Source organism: Flavivirga eckloniae (genome assembly GCF_002886045.1).
In the GTDB taxonomy this organism is placed as follows: domain Bacteria; phylum Bacteroidota; class Bacteroidia; order Flavobacteriales; family Flavobacteriaceae; genus Flavivirga; species Flavivirga eckloniae.
The window spans coordinates 5593616-5611790 of the sequence record NZ_CP025791.1; the positions used below are offsets into that span (position 1 = coordinate 5593616).

Here is an 18175-nt window from a genome sequence, read left to right on the forward strand (position 1 = left end):
TTTATCTAATTAAAACAATGGCACCTTGAGACGTTATGGTTTCTCCATAAAAAGTTTTACCAGAAAATTTATAGTAGTAGTTTCCGTTTTCGGCTTTAGATTCATTAATATTTCCATTCCAACCTTCAAGATTATCGCTGGATTCAACAAAAACCAAACTTCCCCAGGTATCGTAAATTTCCAGTTTCATATTTGTTAGAGCCTTATGTGCCGGAATAAAATTGTCGTTCAAGTTATCACTGTTTGGAGTAAAGGCATTAGGCATCATCAAACTATAGCCTTTTTCAATAGTTAAAGTAATAATATGAGAATACACACAACCAAAGGGGTAGGTAACGGTTTGGGTTATTATATAGTCTCCTTCTGCAGCATATGTGTGTACGGGGTTTACTTCGTTAGAAAAACTACCATCACCAAAATCCCAAAGTATGGAATCGTAATCGCCAGTGGCTATGTTTGTGAATTGGATTGGATCTTTCTTTGAATATATGCCATATGACGAATAGCCAATTGAGTTCAATTCAAAATTAGCATCACCCAAAACCGGAGTGTTTACATTTACGGAGTAACTGGTAGTACAACCAAAACTGTCCACAATATCCAAAATAACTAAGCCATTGGCTAAAGGTTCCATAAATTCATTATTGGTTCCGGAAATTATTCCATCAGACCAACTTAATTGGTATGGCGGTACACCTCCGCTAGGCTTAGCATGGAAGGTTTGGTTTACAGTACGTGTATCACAATTAAAATTTGTAATGGTATCTACTTTAACAGTCAACGGTTCAAATCGATTAATTGTCCAGCTACTTGAAATTTCACAATCATTGGCATCGGTAACGACCACCGTATAATTACCCGGAGGTGTTGAGGATAAATCTTCTGTTGTTGCTCCGTTGGACCATGAGTAACTTAAAGGCAATGTACCTCCAGTAACTATTAAATTAATGGTGCCGCTATTAGCATCATCACAATCCAGAGCGTCGGTAACTTGAGCTGAAAGATCAAGTGGGTCAGGCTGTATAATAGTAAAAGTTTCGGTAATAACACATGGTGTACCATCTGTAATGGTTACGGTATAAGAGCCTGGGCCAATGTTGTTACGTTCTAAGCCAGCAGAAGGATCATCGCTCCAGGTTAATGTAACTGGGTCTATGCCTCCTACGAGATTTAAAACGATGTTGGCATCATTTTCACCAAAACAAGATACTTGAGTTACGGTGGGATTTGTTGTAAATATTGGTGCTTCATCAATAACAACAGTAGCCTGCTTTACACAATTAGTGCTATCTGTAATTGTAATGATGTAGCTGCCTGCGGATAAGTTGTTCTGAGTCATCCCAGAACCTAAATTACTCCATTGTATGTTGTATGGCGGGTTTCCTCCAGAAATAGTATTAATGATTATGGATGCATTGTTATCTCCATAACATTCAATTTCTGTTTGGGTGTAATCTATAATAATTTCGTCGGTTTGGCTTAAAATGACTTCTAAGGTGTCTGTACAACCAGATTTATCGGTAACTGTTAAGTTATACGTGCCAGCAAATAACCCTGATAGGTTTTGAAGGTTGCTTGTGTATCCATTAGGTCCAGTCCATGCATACGCATAGTCAAAAACACCTGTAGAAACTTCTATTTGTCTTCCACCTATAGTATTGATATTAATTTCGCCAGTCGCCTCTCCAAAGCAAATAATATCAACTTGATTAACTAAGCCAACCTCTAATAGAGGAGGCTCGATAATTTGAAAACTTTGGGTGATCGGTGTACAGTTATTGGCATCTGTAACTGTTATTTCGTAATCTCCTGGAGCAAGGCTAGATATATCTTCTGTGTTAGAGAAAAAGGTTCCGTTTCTGGTCCAATTGTATTGATAGGGGGTAGTGCCTCCAGAAATATCAATACCAATAGAACCATCATTGGCACCAAAACAAGATATTGTTTCAGGATTAAAAGTTGTCGTACTAAAAACCAACGCATCCGGTTCTGTTATTGTATAGTTTTTTGTGAAAGGACAACCACCTTCATCACCAATAGTCAGGGTGTAGTTACCGGGTTCTAAGTTGGAGATATCTTCATTAGCATTAATATATCCATTTGGACCTGTCCATGAAATTAAATAAGGACTTCCAACGGTAAAAGGAACGCCCCCACTTATGGTTATGTCTATAGCGCCTGAATTTTCTAGATAACACCTGCTATTGGTTACATTGTCTACTACACTAATAGATGGATTAACTGTTATGGTTACGGTAAAATCTGCGCCGGAACAAGTCCCAGAAACAGGAGTTACCGTATAGGTTACTGTAGCAGGATTTGTTGTCGTATTTATTAAGGTTTGACTAATGTTGTTTTGCGGATTGGTTTCGTTAGAAGCACCAGTAATAGCTCCCGTAGGACTTATTACAGGATTCGTCCAAGTGTATAATGTGTTCGCGGGTACAATATCTCCTCCAGAAGTATTTGGCGTTATATCGAACGTGATGCCGCTACAAATGGTTTGTGTTTTTGCGCTTATTTCTGGTGTTTGATTTACTGTTTGTTCTGAAACCTGTGAGGTTATTTCAGTACAACCGCCAGATGAAAACGTAATGACGGCATAATAGTAAATTGTTCCAATTGAATTTGAAGGAGGAGCATATGTTGCATTGGTTTCGCCAGTTATGGCAATTCCGGTAGTCGCGTTATTTATCGTATTGGAATACCATTGATAGGTTGGTGTACCAACACCGTTTGTATATCCTACAGACAAGGTATTGAAGGTGTCTCCTGAACAAATGGCCTCAGAAATTGGGTGTGAGGTAAAAGCCGGAGCAGCGTTTATGTCTACTTCAGCAGTATTACTTACAACACGACAACCAGGATCTGTTTGTGTAATGACACAGTAATAGTAAAGTGTACCGACAGCTGTTGTGGGTGGTGTAAATATAGAACTTGTTGCACCAGTAATTAATGTACCACCAGAATTGGTATTTGTGGTGTTGCTATACCATTGGTAAGTGTACGAACTTCCTAATCCACCAGTTGCAACTACTTCCAAGTTTTGTGGCGTGGTGCCTTGGCAAAGCGATTGTGAGGCTAAAGGCTGGGTTGTTATTGTAGGATCGTTAACAACAATAACCTCTGCAACATCACTAGTTATATCACTACACCCACTACCATTTGGCGTTATAACTACATAATAATAGTAGTTTCCAGTAATCGTAAAAGTTGGAGGCGTATAGTTGGCGTTTGTTGCTCCTGTTATAATTGTACCTCCTGTATTGGAGTTTGTTGTGTTAGCATACCATTGGTAGCTAATTGTCCCTGTACCTCCAGAATGGGTGACTAATAATGGGGTAGCAATATCCCCGCCATTACAAATACTTTGTGAAGTAACGGGATGTGTATCTATTTGAATCCCATTTACAACTTCAATTCTGGCGGTATCCGAAATTATTTCGTTACAACCCGTGCCAGATGTAAAAGATACGATAGCATAGTAATAGGTTACACCAACAGGATTATTTGGTGGTGTTAATGTCGCGTTGGTTGCACCGGGAATTGCTGTTCCAGTGGCTGTATTGTTTGCGGTATTTCTGTACCATTGATAACTCGGTGTTCCCGGGCCATTAACGGTTACAGACAAGGTTGCTACAGGACCGTTTAAACAAATGGTTTCAGACTGTGGCTGACTGGTAAATGCAGGAGCAGGATCGACCGTTACTACCAGATTTACAGGTGTACCGTCACAATTACCTACAGATGGTGTAATGGTATATGTAACATCTTCTGATGTTGTATTTGTATTAAACAAGGTTTGTACAGGAATTGTACTGGTATTTCCAGACGCTATAAACCCGGTAACACCTGCAGGAGCAGTTGCCGTCCAGGTATACGATGTATTTGTAATATCTGATGTTAGGATAACTTCTGCTGTATCGGTTCCAGAACAAATGGTTTGGGTTAGATTGGTGTTTGTTATCGTTGGAATCGGGTTTACAGTAAAATCTTCGGTATCTGTTGTTATACCACAGCTAGTCTCAACGCTAAATGAAACTTGATATGTTCCGGGACTGCTATACGTAATGGTACCAGGGTTTAGAGTATTTGCTGACGTTGGCGTTCCACCAGGAAACAACCAACTATAGATAGGTGTCTCCGACGCTGGTGAGCAGCTGTTAACTGTAGCTACAGGGGTTATGGATGCCGATCCGCAAGAATCTGTAATAGGGTTAATGATATTGGTTGGTGGTTGTTTTACTATAATATCCTGAGAAGCAATGAAATCTCCACAAGAATTTGATGCTGTTAAATTTAGAGTATATGTTCCGGGTGTATCAAAACTAAAAGATGGGTTTTTTGAGTTTTGGTTGCTACCATTTGTAAAATTCCAAACTCCCGGTGCAGTACCACAATAATTAGGGGCATACGAAACTTGCCATAAATATGTTGGTGGTGAGCAACTATCAGTTTCATCAGTCGTATTTGTAACGTTTACGTTTAGTGTACTACAACCATTATCTGTATTTGTAGAGAAAGTTGGAGCAAGAGGGGGTTCAATACATATGTTTTGAGTGTAAGTTGTTTTTTCGCAAATATTATTATCAGCAGTAAGCGTTACTGTATAAGTGCCAGGATTTGTAAATGCATGATTCACATTTTGATAACTATTCACAACAGTAGGCGTAGTACCATCACCAAAATCCCATGTAAAGGTCATATCAGACGAGCAATTAAATCCAAAACCAGGATCTGTCGTATTTATAAATAGAACAGGCGTATTTTGACATTCAGAACTTGGAGCTGTAAAACTCGCATTTGGACTTATTAATATTAAAATATTTGGAAGTGTTGCTGGATTAGGATTAGGTGCACAAGCGTTTCTAATCCAAAGTCTAACCGTAAATTCGTTTGGACAGTTTGATGTTGTATAAGAATGGGGTGTTATAGGAAATGGTAATGAAGCAGATGGATCTGAAGCATTGTAAAAAGAAGATGCTACCAAGTCTGCTTGTGTATAGGAAATAGTTGTTCCGTCGTCAAAGTCAATATCGTAAGTCGTATCTGAAGTATTGGTTCCCCAATTAGTAATTTCGAATTGTAAACTTGCTGTAGGAGCGCATAAGTTTTGTGTATTTCCGGGTCCAGATATACCACCAGAAGGATTTGTTGCATTTTTAACAAGATATGTCACTTCATTGGTACAACCATTACTACCATTGGCAGTAACTTTCATGGGGTAGGTTCCAAATCCTGAATAATTATGTGAAAGAGGAAATGTTACGCTGTTTTGAGTGTTACCATCTCCCCAATCAATATCGTAAGAATCAATACATGAATTGGAAGAAGAGTTATTACCTACTTCAACCAAATACTCAGAGCTTGCACTTGTGTTGCCACAATTGTTAAATGCTCCTGCAACACCCGGGTTGATATCAAAAAATGAGATGTCTGGTTTTTCCTTTATGGATACAGTTTTCGTATTTGATGCAGACAAACCATTAACATCTGTAACGGTAAGTGTTACGCTAAAATCTCTAGTACCACAGCCTGTTTCTTCAAAGGGATGATTTGGATTTTGTTCTGTTGAGGTTACTCCGTCTCCAAAATTCCAAGTATAATCAAAACCACCATCTCCGGTAACAATAGAAGTAAAGGAAACCGTTTCTCCTGAACATAAATTATTGGTGAAATTAAAATCTACGGTTGGTGGTGGATGTGATACTGAAGTATTGTTTGAATAACGGGAAGAGGTTTTAATGTTTATTTGTTCTTTATTTTTTTCAGATTTGTTAGAGGAGAAAATTGAAACACTAATTGTAAACACAAATAGTGTTGTAAGAAAATAAATCTTACGCATGAAATGTTGTTTTGTTAATAGCTGATACTAAAGTAATTATTCTTTTTAATGGAGCATCATTAAAAAATGGTTTGTGTAGGTTTTTTCTTTAAAACGCATATTTATAGGTATGAAATGCAAATTGTAAGAGAATATCTTATGTCTTTAATTTTTTAGATGTTTTATTGTTAGTTATATTTATATAAAAAAAGAAACTGTGAAAGCATTAGTAATTTCAGGAGGAGGAAGTAAAGGTGCTTACGCCGGAGGCGTGGCTCAGTATTTAATACAGGAGGAAGAAAGGGATTATGATCTGTTTTTGGGTACGTCTACAGGAAGTTTGTTAGTACCACATCTGGCTGCAGGTAAGATTAGTAAGCTTAAAGAAGTTTTTACAAATGTGAGTCAGAACGATATTTTTAGCGTGAGTCCTTTTGTACAACGTAAAAAAGGAAAGCGTGAATTCGTTTCTATCGATTTTATAAATACGCTTTGGCAATTCATTAGAATGAAACGAACTTTTGGTGAAAGCAAGGCTCTAAGACGTCATATTAAAAAGCATTTTACAGAAGTTGAATACAATCTCATTAAGGAAACCAAAGATGATGTTGTTGTTACGGTATCTAATTTATCTAAAAATAGAGTAGAGTATAAGTCTATAAAGGAATTTAGTTATGATGAGTTTTGTGATTGGATATGGATTTCTTGCAACTACATTCCATTTATGTCCTTAGTGAAAAGAAATGGTTTCGAATATGCAGATGGCGGTTTAGGGTGTGTTATTCCTATAAGGGAAGCTATTTTACGTGGCGCTACCGAAGTTGATGCCGTAGTTTTGGAGTCTGAAAATATGGAATACAATAAAGTATTGGGTAAAAATCCATTTTCCTTAATGATTAATTTGTTTAGCCATTTACTAGATCAAGTGGAGCGTAGCGATATAACTATTGGAAAATTAGCAGCCAAGAATAACGACGTAAAACTTAACTTATATTACACACCTTCTAAGCTAATTGAAAACTCTCTAATTTTTAATAAGAAGCTAATGACCTCTTGGTGGCAACAAGGGTATGATTATGCTAGGGAAAAATGTAAGGAGGCACGATCTAATGAGCTTCGTATTGATTAGTTTTGATTTTTGTAAGCCATTCTTTTTTTTAGGAAATTGTTAGATACATTGATAGAAGCGTCCGAGAGTACTATCATAGAGCGCTCAAACAAAAAACAAACTGAACAAAGTAGATTAACTCCTAAAATTCTTACCTCTAAATTTTTGAAGGTTAATCTCTATTTTTTTTATATGTTGTTTATATTCTCCAATGGTACTATTTATTTCCTTTACTTCTTTTTCATTTTTTATTGGGGGTAACTTCTTAAGCTCTTTTATCAAAATATTGATTGAATTTTTAGTAGCGTTTATTTGATCAATATAATCCTTTTCCACCGCCTCAACCATTTTTTCGTAAGCTTCAATCGCTTCATCATCTTTAATTTCCAAATTAATAGAAGCAAAATTAACGGCTTTTAGCACAGACCCCATATCTTTCAGTTTTTGGACTTGATTCAAAATAGCAGGATTATTTGAAAGAGACGCAATGGTAAGTAATTTTTTAATATCATCTGGTAATTTTTCATTTGTATGAATATCTATCAAACTATCATTTACCTTCATAATGTTCTCTATATTGATTCCTTTAGCTTCGTTAGCAATTTTAGCCGCTTCTGCAAGTTTTTTCTTTGCCTCTGCCTTTTTTATTTCCGCTTCTGCTTTTATTACATCATTATTTGCAGTATAGATGTTTTTACCAAATTTCACAAAACCATTAAATAGAGAGGGGATTTTATTTTTAAGTACTGAATTAAAAATGATCCAAAACGACGATTCGTTAGGTTTGTCTCCGTTTTCAGGTGATGCATCGAATTTACCTGTATATTCTGATTGTTCTTTTTCTCCCAGCATATTAATAACTATTAATTAAAACTTTAACGTTATTTGGATTATATACTATCCCAGAACCTCCCATCATCATATATAATTTTTTGAGTTCAATCAGATACTCAGCAATTTGATCCGAAGTTGCTGTTCCTGGATCAATATTTATTTGTAATGATTCTTCTCCAGTTAGATTTTCTGCTACTTCTAGGAACTCGCTGTATTGAGTTTTTAGTGCATTCAGTGTTATTACTTTATAACGAGCGCCTTCTATAAGTTTATAGAATATATGATCTCCCTTCTTAATGATTTCGTTTTCTAATTTGGTGATATCATCATTTTTAGAAAACATCATGCTTGATCGCTCAATTTTCCGTTCATTTAAATCATCATTAACAAAAAACATAGTTATAGCATTTTCATTTGGGCGATTTACTACTTCAATTTTTTCAATTATACCTAATTCCATAAAAAACAATTTATTGATCGGTAAAGTATAAACAATAAAGAAACTGGCTAAATCAAATCGACAAAATGCAAGATTATTCAGATTTTCTATATGTTTTATTTATTACATTTGCTGCGATATAACATATTCAAAACAAACGGTTTAATTTTTTATGAGCTTTAAAAGTGATTTTGACGAGTATATCTCCGATTTCAAGAAATACCCATTTTGGTTAAAAATTGTTCTTGGTGTGATGCTTTTAGCTACTGTAAGTTCCATAGCATCAATATCAGATATTTTTTTTAACTGGAAGGGGTTTATTTTAGAAGGATTAGAATCTTATAGAAAATGTATAAATAGACCAATAAGAGTTGTAGCTGAAAACCTAGGTGTTATTATACCTGAAAAAAAAGTTGATGAATTGATTTTGCTTCAGTTAATATATTTGCCCTATATAAGAATGGAATTACTAAATTTTATAAAACACAAAAACTTGCTTATACTATTTATAGGTGCACTTTTAATTCATATATATTTAATGTATGACATATTATCTGGTGGTATCAATATGTTTATATTTACACCAATATATGTTATATATATAATGATTGGATCAAAGAAAAATGAGCTTATTAAAAAACATATTTTAAGACTTTATATTCCAGTATTAATTGGTTTGTTCTTAGTATGCTTATTAGCAGCTATAAACGAGGGATTGACTAGGTAGGAGTTGTCAAAATTAAGAAATCCTAATTTTTATTTAAGTATAATTAATTACCACATATCCGAAACCTCCTCCTTAATAAAAGAAAGTGCCGCATCACTAGGGGAACGGCGATCCATCATTTCGGTTAAAACAACTTCTCGTAATTTATTGGCAGAATCTGTTTTTTCAAGCAAATTGGCTTTTCTAATAAGTTGAATGGTAGCGTTTTTTGCTGTAGTAATGATGTTCCAACATTTATCGCTAATATATATTTGTTGCGATAAATTGTGTTCGAATTCTTGTTCAATACTGTGTATTAACAAGGCTTCGTAGTCATCTTTATCTTCCGATGTTGGAGCTGTTCTAACAAGTAGTTTAGAAGGTGTAATACGTTCTAAAAACAAAGTCATTCTTTCGTAGGCTTGAAGGCGTAAAGGCATGGCAGTAACTTGCAGGTCTTTTTTTAACAAAAATCGTCTTCTGCCGTCCTCATTTTTTGTATGTTCTCTAAAAAAGTAATAAGCAATAACGCCTGTTATTAATGATGGTATGGCGAATAAAAATAAATCTAAAATTCTTTGTGTATCCATAATATAGTTAGTCGATCTGGGTTTTGTTAAAATCTCCGCCCAAATATAAACAATCTTTTAAATTTTGCATGCTAATAAATGGTACAGGTGTTTTTTCATACATGTATGTTCTGCTTAATTCTTTTGAGATATTATGATCGTCGACATTAATTTCTACATCGTCCATTTTAAATTGGCAAGGGTGTTCGTACCCCGCTGCATGAGTAATTTCTATAAGTTCTTTTTTAAAGGTTTTAAAGTATTGTGCCAGTCGTTCCGATTTTAAGGTTATATCGATACCGTTTTGTAGCCATTTGCTTTGAGTTGCAATGCCAGCTGGGCATCGGTTGGTATGGCAAATTTGAGCCTGTATGCAACCAATACTCATCATGGCTTCGCGTGCTACATTTATACAATCTATACCCATAGCAAATGCCATAGCTGCTTTGGCAGGAAATCCTAATTTTCCGCTACCAATAAAAACAATACGTTCAGATAGACCTTTTCCTTGAAATAGTTTATATAAATCGCTAAACCCGTACACCCAGGGGAGTGATACATGATCTGCAAAACTAGGAGGCGCAGCACCAGTACCACCTTCGCCGCCATCAACAGTAATAAAATCTGGACCTTTTCCGGTTTCTAGCATGATATCTGCAAGCTCTTCCCATTGCTCCAATTTTCCAATGGCTGCTTTAATACCAACTGGTAATCCTGTAGCTTCTGCAATATCTTCAATAAAATTTACCATTTCCGGAACATTGGAAAATGCTTTATGATTAGGTGGGGATAACACATCCTTCCCAACTTCTACACCACGGATAGCAGCTATTTCTTTAGTGATTTTTGCACCCGGTAATACACCACCTTTCCCGGGTTTTGCCCCTTGGGATAGTTTTACTTCAATGGCTCGTATAAAAGGGTTGTCTTTAACCAACTTTTTCATTTTCTCCATAGAGAATCCACCATCTTCAGCACGAACACCAAAGTAGCCCGTACCAAAATGAAACACCACATCACCACCGTTGCTGTGATAGGGAGATAAACCACCTTCACCTGTATTATGGTAGGCTTCGGCTATTTTTACCCCTTTGTTTAATGACTCTACTGCTTTTGCCGAAAGTGAACCAAAACTCATAGCAGACACATTGATAACCGATGCTGGACGGTATGGTTTTTTACGTTTATTAAACGCACCTATTACCTTAGCGCAGGGCAAAAAGGTTTTGTCTATACTATTCGGATGGTTTTTATCAATTTGAAAAGGCATCATGGCATTGTTAATAAATACGTGCTGATGCTCGTAGATATCTCTGTCGGTACCAAAACCTTCGTAATTGTTTTCTTTTTTTGCAGAGGCATAAATCCAACCGCGTTCAATACGGTTAAAAGGCAATTCCTCTCTGTTGTTGGCCACAAAGTATTGCCGCATTTCTGGGCCTATACTTTCGAACCAATACCGTAAGTGACCAATTATTGGGAAGTTATGACTTATGGTATGACTTTTTTGAACGAAAATATCGCGAATGGCTACAAGAGCTAAACCAATTAAAATCCAGCCCCACCAAGGGATGCTTGATAAAAAATCTAATATGTTGTTCATGTTAGTTGTTTAAGTAATCGAAAGTTATGTTGGTTAGGGCTTTTACTCCTAAGAGCATGCCTTTGTCATCAATTTTAAAGTCTGGTGTATGGTGTGGGAAAGCCTCTTTATTTCCAGGTGTCATGCCTCCTAAAAAGAAATAGAACCCGGGGATAACTTCTTGAAAATATGAAAAGTCTTCACCTCCTGTAGTTGCTTTTCTTAACCGGACATTTTTAACGCCAGCAACTTTTTGCAGAGTGGGAAGCATTTTGTCTACCAGATCAAAATCATTGTAGGTAATAGCTGTATTGTTTTGAAAACTAATAGTTGCTTCGCCTCCGTAAGCTTTTGCTAGCGTCGTTACCATTTCTGTCATGCGGCGCTCAATATGCGCTTTCATTTTGGGATCTAAAGTTCTTACGGTACCTATTAATTCTGCACTTTCTGGTATGATGTTAAAACGTGTGCCAGCTGTAATTTTTCCTACTGTAATTACTGCTGCTTCGTCTACTAATTTAGATTCTCTACTCACTATAGTTTGTAAGCCATCAATAATTTTGGCAGAAATTAAAATAGGGTCTACGCCTTGCCAAGGCCTTCCACCATGAGTTTGCTTGCCTTTTACATTAATTAAAAAACGCTCTACGGAAGCCATAATGCCTCCTTTTTTATAGTAAATGGTTCCCACTTCGTAGTTTGATCGTATATGCAATCCGAATATGGCATCTACCTTTGGATTTTCTAATACGCCTTCTTTAATCATGAGTTTTGCTCCGCCTTCTTCTCCCGGAGGAGGGCCTTCTTCTGCAGGTTGAAAAATAAATTTTACCGTTCCGTTAATTTTTTCTTTGTTTTTGGCGAGTATTTCTGCTACACCCATTAATATGGCTGTATGTGTATCGTGACCACAAGCATGCATCACACCTGTTTCTGTATTTAAAAACGTGGTTCTTACTTCAGATTTAAAAGGGAGGTCGTTTCGTTCGGTAACTGGCAGCGCATCAATATCGGCACGTAAAGCAATGACTTTTCCTGGATTTTTTCCTTTTAAAATACCAACAACACCTGTATGCGCAACTCCTGTTTGAACTTTAATACCTAGGGATTTTAAATGTTTAGCAATTTTTTCAGCAGTTTTAAACTCTCTGTTTGATAGTTCCGGGTTTTTATGGAAATGATGTCTCCATTCAATAACCTTACTTTCAATGTCTATAAATTGTTGCTCTAAATCGTTTTGTCCTTGAGTTCTAGCAACTACAAAGAGAATACATGCCAAAAAAAAGTATTTCATAAATGCTAATTTTGAATATTTGAAGCTAAAGATATTCAAAAAGTAGATGCTATACCATTTCTAACTAAAAATGACTCAAATAAAATAGTTCTTTTTTCGTCATGCTTTATCATAAAACTAAACCGTAACTAAGGCCACACTTGAGTTTTATTTTTCGACTAACACAAAAATATTCTATTTTCTTATGTGTAATTTTACATCAGAATTGATATAAGTTATGATTGTTTATAATTATTAATAATTCCCTTTAATTAAAAGGTTAACAATGGTTATTTTCACGTCGTAAAATTTTAATGGTTTGGAAAAGTATTTAAGTCAGCTAAATGAAGCGCAATTGGAGCCCACAATTCAAATTGATGGTCCTATGATAGTTATTGCGGGAGCGGGATCTGGAAAAACACGTGTGCTTACGTATCGTATTGCTTATATGATGAGTAAGGGCATTGACGCGTTTAATATTTTATCCCTGACTTTTACCAATAAAGCGGCTCGCGAAATGAAAGAGCGTATTGCTTCTATTGTTGGAACTAGTGAAGCCAAAAATTTATGGATGGGTACTTTTCACTCGGTGTTTGCTAAAATTTTAAGGATTGAGGCAGATAAATTGGGATACCCGAGCAATTTTACCATTTATGATACTCAAGATTCTGATAGATTAATTGCGTCTATTATTAAGGAAATGAATCTTGATAAAGATATTTACAAATATAAGCAGGTACGTTCCAGAATTTCATCGTACAAAAACAGTTTGATTACGGTGCGGGCGTATTTTCAAAACCCTGAACTTAAGGAAGCGGATGCTATGGCGAGACGCCCTAGAATGGGGGAGATCTATAAAGAATATGTAGATCGTTGCTTTAAGGCCGGTGCTATGGATTTTGACGACTTATTGTTAAAAACCAACGAGTTGTTAACACGATTCCCAGAGGTTTTAGCAAAGTATCAAAATCGTTTTAAATATATTTTAGTTGATGAGTATCAGGATACCAACCACTCGCAATATTTGATTGTAAGAGCGTTGTCTGATAAGTTTCAAAATATATGTGTGGTGGGAGATGATGCGCAGAGTATTTATGCTTTCCGTGGTGCTAATATTAATAACATTTTGAATTTCCAGAAGGATTATGATGACGTGAAGGTATTCAGGTTGGAGCAGAATTATCGTTCTACAAAGAATATCGTTAATGCAGCAAATTCGGTTATCGATAAGAACCAAACGAAACTAGACAAAGTGGTTTGGACGGCTAATGATGAAGGAGGCAAAATAAAGGTAAACCGTTCGTTAACTGATGCAGACGAAGGTCGTTATGTTGCTAGTACTATTTTTGAAACCAAGATGCAAAACCAGCTAAAGAATGGCGATTTTGCAATTTTATATAGAACGAATGCGCAGTCGCGTTCTATTGAGGATGCGTTGCGTAAGCGTGATATACCGTATCGAATTTATGGTGGATTGTCGTTTTATCAGCGTAAGGAGATAAAGGATGTGTTGTCTTACCTCAGGCTTATTATTAATCCCGCCGATGAAGAGGCTTTAAAACGTGTGATTAATTTCCCGCCTCGTGGTATTGGCCAAACAACGGTAGATAAATTAATTGTTTCTGCTAATGGTTACAACCGCACCATGTTTGAGGTGATGAAGAACATTGATAAAACCGATGTTAAGATTAATTCCGGGACTAAAACCAAACTCCAGAATTTTGTAACCTTAATAGAAAGCTATCAGGTATTAAATCAAACCGCCGATGTGTTTGAATTGGCTGAGCATGTTACAAGAACGAGCGGACTTATAAAAGAGTTTAATAAAGATGGTACTCCAGAAGGTGTTACCCGTATGGAAAACATTGAAGAACTCTTAAATGGTATGAAGGATTTTGTGGAAGGGCAGAAAGAGATTGTCGATTCAACAGGATCTTTAGCGGAGTTTTTGGAAGATGTAGCCTTGGCGACCGATTTAGATAACGATAAAGGTGAGGACATGGATCGGGTGTCGCTTATGACTATTCACTTAGCTAAAGGGCTCGAGTTTCCATATGTATATATTGTTGGTTTGGAAGAAGATTTATTCCCTAGTGCTATGAGTATGAATACGCGCAGTGAACTAGAGGAGGAGCGCCGATTGTTTTATGTGGCTTTAACTCGTGCTGAAAAGCAAGCATATTTAACATATGCGCTATCGAGATACCGTTGGGGTAAGCTTGTGGATTCTGATCCTAGCCGTTTTATTGAAGAAATTGATGAACAATATTTAGAGGTTTTAACACCTCCTGAGGAACGCCGTTTTAATCCTATGTTAGATGCCGATATTTTTGGGGATGTTCCTACCGAACAAAAAAGTAAGGTGTCTCCAGATAAACTTAGATTTAAGCCAGCTAAACAAGTGGTGCTTAAAAAAGGATCGACTAAAAAAGCACCTGAAAAATTTCAGGTTACACAGCCTAAAAACTTAAAACCGGTTAGCAAAACTACAGAAAACACGAATTTATTTGATAGTAAACTTGCGGTAGGAAATATTGTTAAGCACATGCGTTTTGGTGCGGGAGAGGTTATGAAAATTGAAGGTACTGGAGCCGATGTTAAGGCTGAAATCAATTTTCAGCATGGTGGTGTTAAAAAGTTATTGCTGCGCTTTGCTAAGTTAGAGGTTGTGGGGTAATTTTTTGTAATGATGTATGGGTTCGTGTTTCATTCAGAGTGAAACGAATCTGCCTGCCGACAGGGAATCTTTTGGTCACGTTGTTGTTTAATTTTTTACTTTTCCTAAGTATGTATTAATGTTTTCAAAGTATGCTTTTGGTTGGTCCAACCATCCATAATGCCCACATTTTTCAAGTATAACTAACTTTGAGTTTTGAAATGCATTTGCCGACGTTTCTGCCGTTATTTTATCAACGATATCTTCTTTACCTTGAATAATCAGAACGGGTGCCTTAACATCTTTTAATCCTTTTGAGCAATCAAAGTTAATAGCTCTCATGTTTTGAAAAACCAATTGGCTAACGGCAGAATTCAATTGTGTTAATCTTTTGGAAATTATAGGTGTAAAAGATTTATCATATACATAGGCAGGGGCTAAAAACTTGCCTCTTTGTAATTTTGCATGTAGGGTTGTGTTTCCGTTTGAAATTTTATCGTTCCAATAGTTTAAGGAATCTCTTTCTGTTTTTGTTAGTCTTGCTTCAATATTGATTCTTGAAAAAATTCCCATATCAATGCCACCAGAAGCAGATAAAATAAGCCCTTTGATTCTTTTTGGATGTTTTGAGGCGTAATGCGAGCCGAGCATACCTCCGAATGAATGCCCCAGTATAATCCATTTATCCAGTTTTAAATGATTTCGAATTGCCTCAATATCTTCTACCATTAAATCCATTGTAATGGTACTGGTATTTATCTCAGACATTTTAGATTGCCCTGTACCTCTTTGATCGTAAATGATTGCTTTATTTGTTTTACCTATAATTTTAGCTAGATGTTTGAAACCTTCGCTATTCATCCCTGGACCTCCATTTATAATTAATATAGGTTCTCCTTTACCATAAGTTGTATAATGAATTATATTATCTTCAGAAATAATGTTTTGTTCAATTTGTGAGCTTAGTAAACTGCAGTTAATTAAACACGTTAGGTAAATAATTATTTGCTTCATGTTCTTATTATCTTGTTTTGTTACATTATTTTTGGGAAATATCAGGAGTACTTCAAAATTGTATCGTTTTGATAACGAAACATTTATTTTACCATACATACAGAGTTTACATGTCCATTTCCATCGTATTCCTTAACACTATTGTTGGGATCTACAACCCAAACGCCATCAACTATAAATTTATAATGATGTTTTCCGCCGGATAGAGGTACGACGTATTTCCATCCATAGTCCATTTTACGCATAACAAAATCGTGCTCGTCCCAATTATTAAAGGAGCCAGCCAGAATTACTTTTTTAGCAGTTGTATACCCTTTTAGTTTAAATGCGGTATATTTTTTTATATCTATAACAGAATTATATTCATCAAACTCGTTTGTTACTTTGTTGGAATTGTTGGGGTCTTCCATCCAATGACCATCAACAATAAAACGATATTCGTATACCCCAGGTTTTATTTGCAATGTTAATTCCCAGCCATCATGGGTTTTATTCATTTTAAAAAGCGATTCGTTCCATTTGTTAAAAGAACCTGCCAAAATTACTTTTTTGGCATTTGTATATCCTTTTAGTTTAAAACTAGCATTGCCATTATATTCTGGGTAAGCCGTATACATTTTTAGGTTATAAACGTTACGGAGTTTTCGTCCTTCTTTTATTGCTTTGGAAATATTGGGGTCGTTTTTCGAAGGTTCTGCCCAATAAGAGTTATTGATAACAAATTTGAATTCCCATGAAAATTCATCGGTAAAATCGTCCAAGCTTTTTCTAAGTTCGTAGTTGTACTCATCAATCTTATTCATTTTCCAATTATCTCTGGACCATAAATTGAATTCTCCAGATACGACAACATTTTCTATGTCAAAATCTTCAAAATCATGTATTTGACCAGTGTACTCTTGAGTAAATTTTGAATAATCTCTAACATCGAAAGCAAATACTACAGTGTCTCCTTCTATTTTATAACCTTTAAACGTATCGTTTTGTGCGAACGAACAAAGGCTAATAAAAGTAAAAACTAAAAAGCTTATATGTTGTTTTATTTGCTTCACTGTGTATTTAACGGGTAATTTATGAAATATAATTTTTCTTTTTGATAATTAATAATGGTTCTTTTTTGGGCAAAAAAAGCATAGCCTAAAACACCATCTAACTGCGTACCAAACGCTTCGTTCATTTTATTTAGATTGGTTAGAACGGTAAGCATAGGGCCAAAATATACGGTTTCGCTTAGTTTAACCCGATGTAACTTGCCTGCCAGAACTTCTATTTTCTTGTTACTTATACCCGATAATGATAATCGTTTCTTTGGAATAAAGTACTTAAGGGCTTTTTTGTTAATCTTTTTGTTTATTTGGTTAAATTCTGCTGCAGTGTCTAAACCAAATTTAACTTTTTGGTCGTTAATGGTTCCATTTATTACAATGGTATGGTTCTTTAGGTTAAAACTTAGGCTATCTACAATTTTTTCCAAATACACATTATTACTTAACTTATTTCCATAGCGATCTACTTTTGTAAGTGTTATTTGGTTTAAGTATAAGTCTATAAAAACTTCGTAATCTTTTAAAATATTATAGCCTATAACGCCCAAAAGTTTAATTTTTTTACTTTTTTCGATATGAGAAAGGTCAATAACATGAGAATTCTTATCGTGAAGTTTTAGACTTTTTAAAGCAAACTCTTTAACCTTTCTTTCATAGATATCATCAATGGATTGTAAAACACCAGATGTTGCTTTCTGTTTTCTTTGATATTCGTAAAAGTCTGGAAAATGGTGTTTATTAAGTATCATGGTTTGAGAACCGGTATCGATAATGAAGTTGCCTTTTTTATTTAAAAGTTCGGCTTCTACAACAATTAAATGGTCAACTAATTTAAAAGGGATTCGGGTCGTATAATTATTTACAATTTCTGCCTTTGGGAAAAGAATAGGCGGGGTGTGGCTATGATCTGCATGTAACAGACTAACACTAAAAACCAGAAATAATATAAAACAGCAGTGTTTTGGCATACTTATATTAAGAAGACTAAAATAAGTATGAATTGTTACAGGTTTTGGCGTATAAATAATTATTTATGAAAACTTTAAGTTTATCTAGTAAAGTTGTTTTTGAAAGCGATAGAAATAAACTGCTTTAAATGTATTTGTGTAAGGGTGGTCTTAATA

General features: G+C 35.4%; 12 protein-coding genes. 3 read left to right on the forward strand and 9 right to left on the reverse strand.

All coding sequences use genetic code 11. From position 1 onward, the window contains the following. Nucleotide 1: 1 nt before the first annotated feature. Nucleotides 2–5845, reverse strand: a complete 5844-nt coding sequence (locus C1H87_RS23620) for a PKD domain-containing protein (protein ID WP_102758058.1) — start codon at nt 5843–5845, stop codon at nt 2–4. Between the two features lie 196 nt (nt 5846–6041). On the opposite strand from C1H87_RS23620, the gene C1H87_RS22940 reads away from it, so the two are divergent. After that, nucleotides 6042–6953, forward strand: a complete 912-nt coding sequence (locus tag C1H87_RS22940; protein ID WP_102758059.1) for a patatin-like phospholipase family protein — start codon at nt 6042–6044, stop codon at nt 6951–6953. A gap of 114 nt (nt 6954–7067) precedes the next feature. Here C1H87_RS22940 and C1H87_RS22945 read toward each other — a convergent pair whose 3' ends face one another. Beyond that, nucleotides 7068–7784, reverse strand: coding sequence for a hypothetical protein (locus C1H87_RS22945; RefSeq protein ID WP_102758060.1), 717 nt, complete (start codon nt 7782–7784; stop codon nt 7068–7070). Nucleotide 7785: 1 nt separating this feature from the next. Then, complete coding sequence (locus C1H87_RS22950; protein WP_102758061.1) at nt 7786–8226, reverse strand: hypothetical protein; 441 nt, start codon at nt 8224–8226, stop codon at nt 7786–7788. Between the two features lie 151 nt (nt 8227–8377). On the opposite strand from C1H87_RS22950, the gene C1H87_RS22955 reads away from it, so the two are divergent. Then, complete coding sequence (locus tag C1H87_RS22955; protein WP_102758062.1) at nt 8378–8932, forward strand: hypothetical protein; 555 nt, start codon at nt 8378–8380, stop codon at nt 8930–8932. Nucleotides 8933–8979: 47 nt separating this feature from the next. Here the strand turns inward: C1H87_RS22955 and C1H87_RS22960 are convergent, their stop codons facing one another. From C1H87_RS22960 to C1H87_RS22970, 3 genes are read right to left on the reverse strand one after another with little or no spacing between them, the layout of a single operon-like run. Then, nucleotides 8980–9501 (reverse strand): DUF7935 family protein, encoded by a 522-nt coding sequence (locus C1H87_RS22960; protein ID WP_102758063.1) that lies wholly within the window; start codon nt 9499–9501, stop codon nt 8980–8982. Nucleotides 9502–9508: 7 nt separating this feature from the next. Then, entirely contained in the window at nt 9509–11083 is a 1575-nt protein-coding gene (locus tag C1H87_RS22965; RefSeq protein WP_102758064.1) for an FMN-binding glutamate synthase family protein, read from the reverse strand. 1 nt (nt 11084) lies between these two features. Further along, on the reverse strand, nt 11085–12356 hold the full coding sequence (locus tag C1H87_RS22970; protein ID WP_102758065.1) for an amidohydrolase: 1272 nt from the start codon (nt 12354–12356) through the stop codon (nt 11085–11087). A 298-nt stretch (nt 12357–12654) separates the two neighbouring features. Between C1H87_RS22970 and C1H87_RS22975 the strand changes: the two genes are divergently transcribed. Then, nucleotides 12655–15012 (forward strand): ATP-dependent helicase, encoded by a 2358-nt coding sequence (locus C1H87_RS22975; protein WP_102758066.1) that lies wholly within the window; start codon nt 12655–12657, stop codon nt 15010–15012. 87 nt (nt 15013–15099) lie between these two features. On the opposite strand, the gene C1H87_RS22980 is transcribed toward C1H87_RS22975, so the two are convergent. The 3 genes from C1H87_RS22980 to C1H87_RS22990 form a co-directional block, all read right to left on the reverse strand. After that, nucleotides 15100–16005 carry an alpha/beta fold hydrolase gene (locus tag C1H87_RS22980; protein WP_158655342.1) on the reverse strand — a complete coding sequence of 302 codons (906 nt, stop codon included), beginning with the start codon at nt 16003–16005 and terminating at the stop codon, nt 15100–15102. A gap of 83 nt (nt 16006–16088) precedes the next feature. Next, entirely contained in the window at nt 16089–17057 is a 969-nt protein-coding gene (locus C1H87_RS22985; RefSeq protein WP_102758068.1) for a glycogen-binding domain-containing protein, read from the reverse strand. Beyond that, complete coding sequence (locus C1H87_RS22990; RefSeq protein WP_102758069.1) at nt 17054–18019, reverse strand: aspartyl protease family protein; 966 nt, start codon at nt 18017–18019, stop codon at nt 17054–17056. The genes C1H87_RS22985 and C1H87_RS22990 overlap by 4 nt, the downstream gene beginning before the upstream one ends. Between the last annotated feature and the right edge of the window lie 156 nt (nt 18020–18175).

Excerpts from the sequence above, each read along its gene's own strand:
- C1H87_RS23620 (WP_102758058.1), bottom strand. The coding sequence starts at position 5,845 with ATGCGTAAGATTTATTTTCTTACAACACTATTTGTGTTTACAATTAGT.
- C1H87_RS22945 (WP_102758060.1), bottom strand. The coding sequence starts at position 7,784 with ATGCTGGGAGAAAAAGAACAATCAGAATATACAGGTAAATTCGATGCA.
- C1H87_RS22950 (WP_102758061.1), bottom strand. The coding sequence starts at position 8,226 with ATGGAATTAGGTATAATTGAAAAAATTGAAGTAGTAAATCGCCCAAAT.
- C1H87_RS22955 (WP_102758062.1), top strand. The coding sequence starts at position 8,378 with ATGAGCTTTAAAAGTGATTTTGACGAGTATATCTCCGATTTCAAGAAA.
- C1H87_RS22960 (WP_102758063.1), bottom strand. The coding sequence starts at position 9,501 with ATGGATACACAAAGAATTTTAGATTTATTTTTATTCGCCATACCATCA.
- C1H87_RS22965 (WP_102758064.1), bottom strand. The coding sequence starts at position 11,083 with ATGAACAACATATTAGATTTTTTATCAAGCATCCCTTGGTGGGGCTGG.
- C1H87_RS22970 (WP_102758065.1), bottom strand. The coding sequence starts at position 12,356 with ATGAAATACTTTTTTTTGGCATGTATTCTCTTTGTAGTTGCTAGAACT.
- C1H87_RS22980 (WP_158655342.1), bottom strand. The coding sequence starts at position 16,005 with ATGAAGCAAATAATTATTTACCTAACGTGTTTAATTAACTGCAGTTTA.
- C1H87_RS22990 (WP_102758069.1), bottom strand. The coding sequence starts at position 18,019 with ATGCCAAAACACTGCTGTTTTATATTATTTCTGGTTTTTAGTGTTAGT.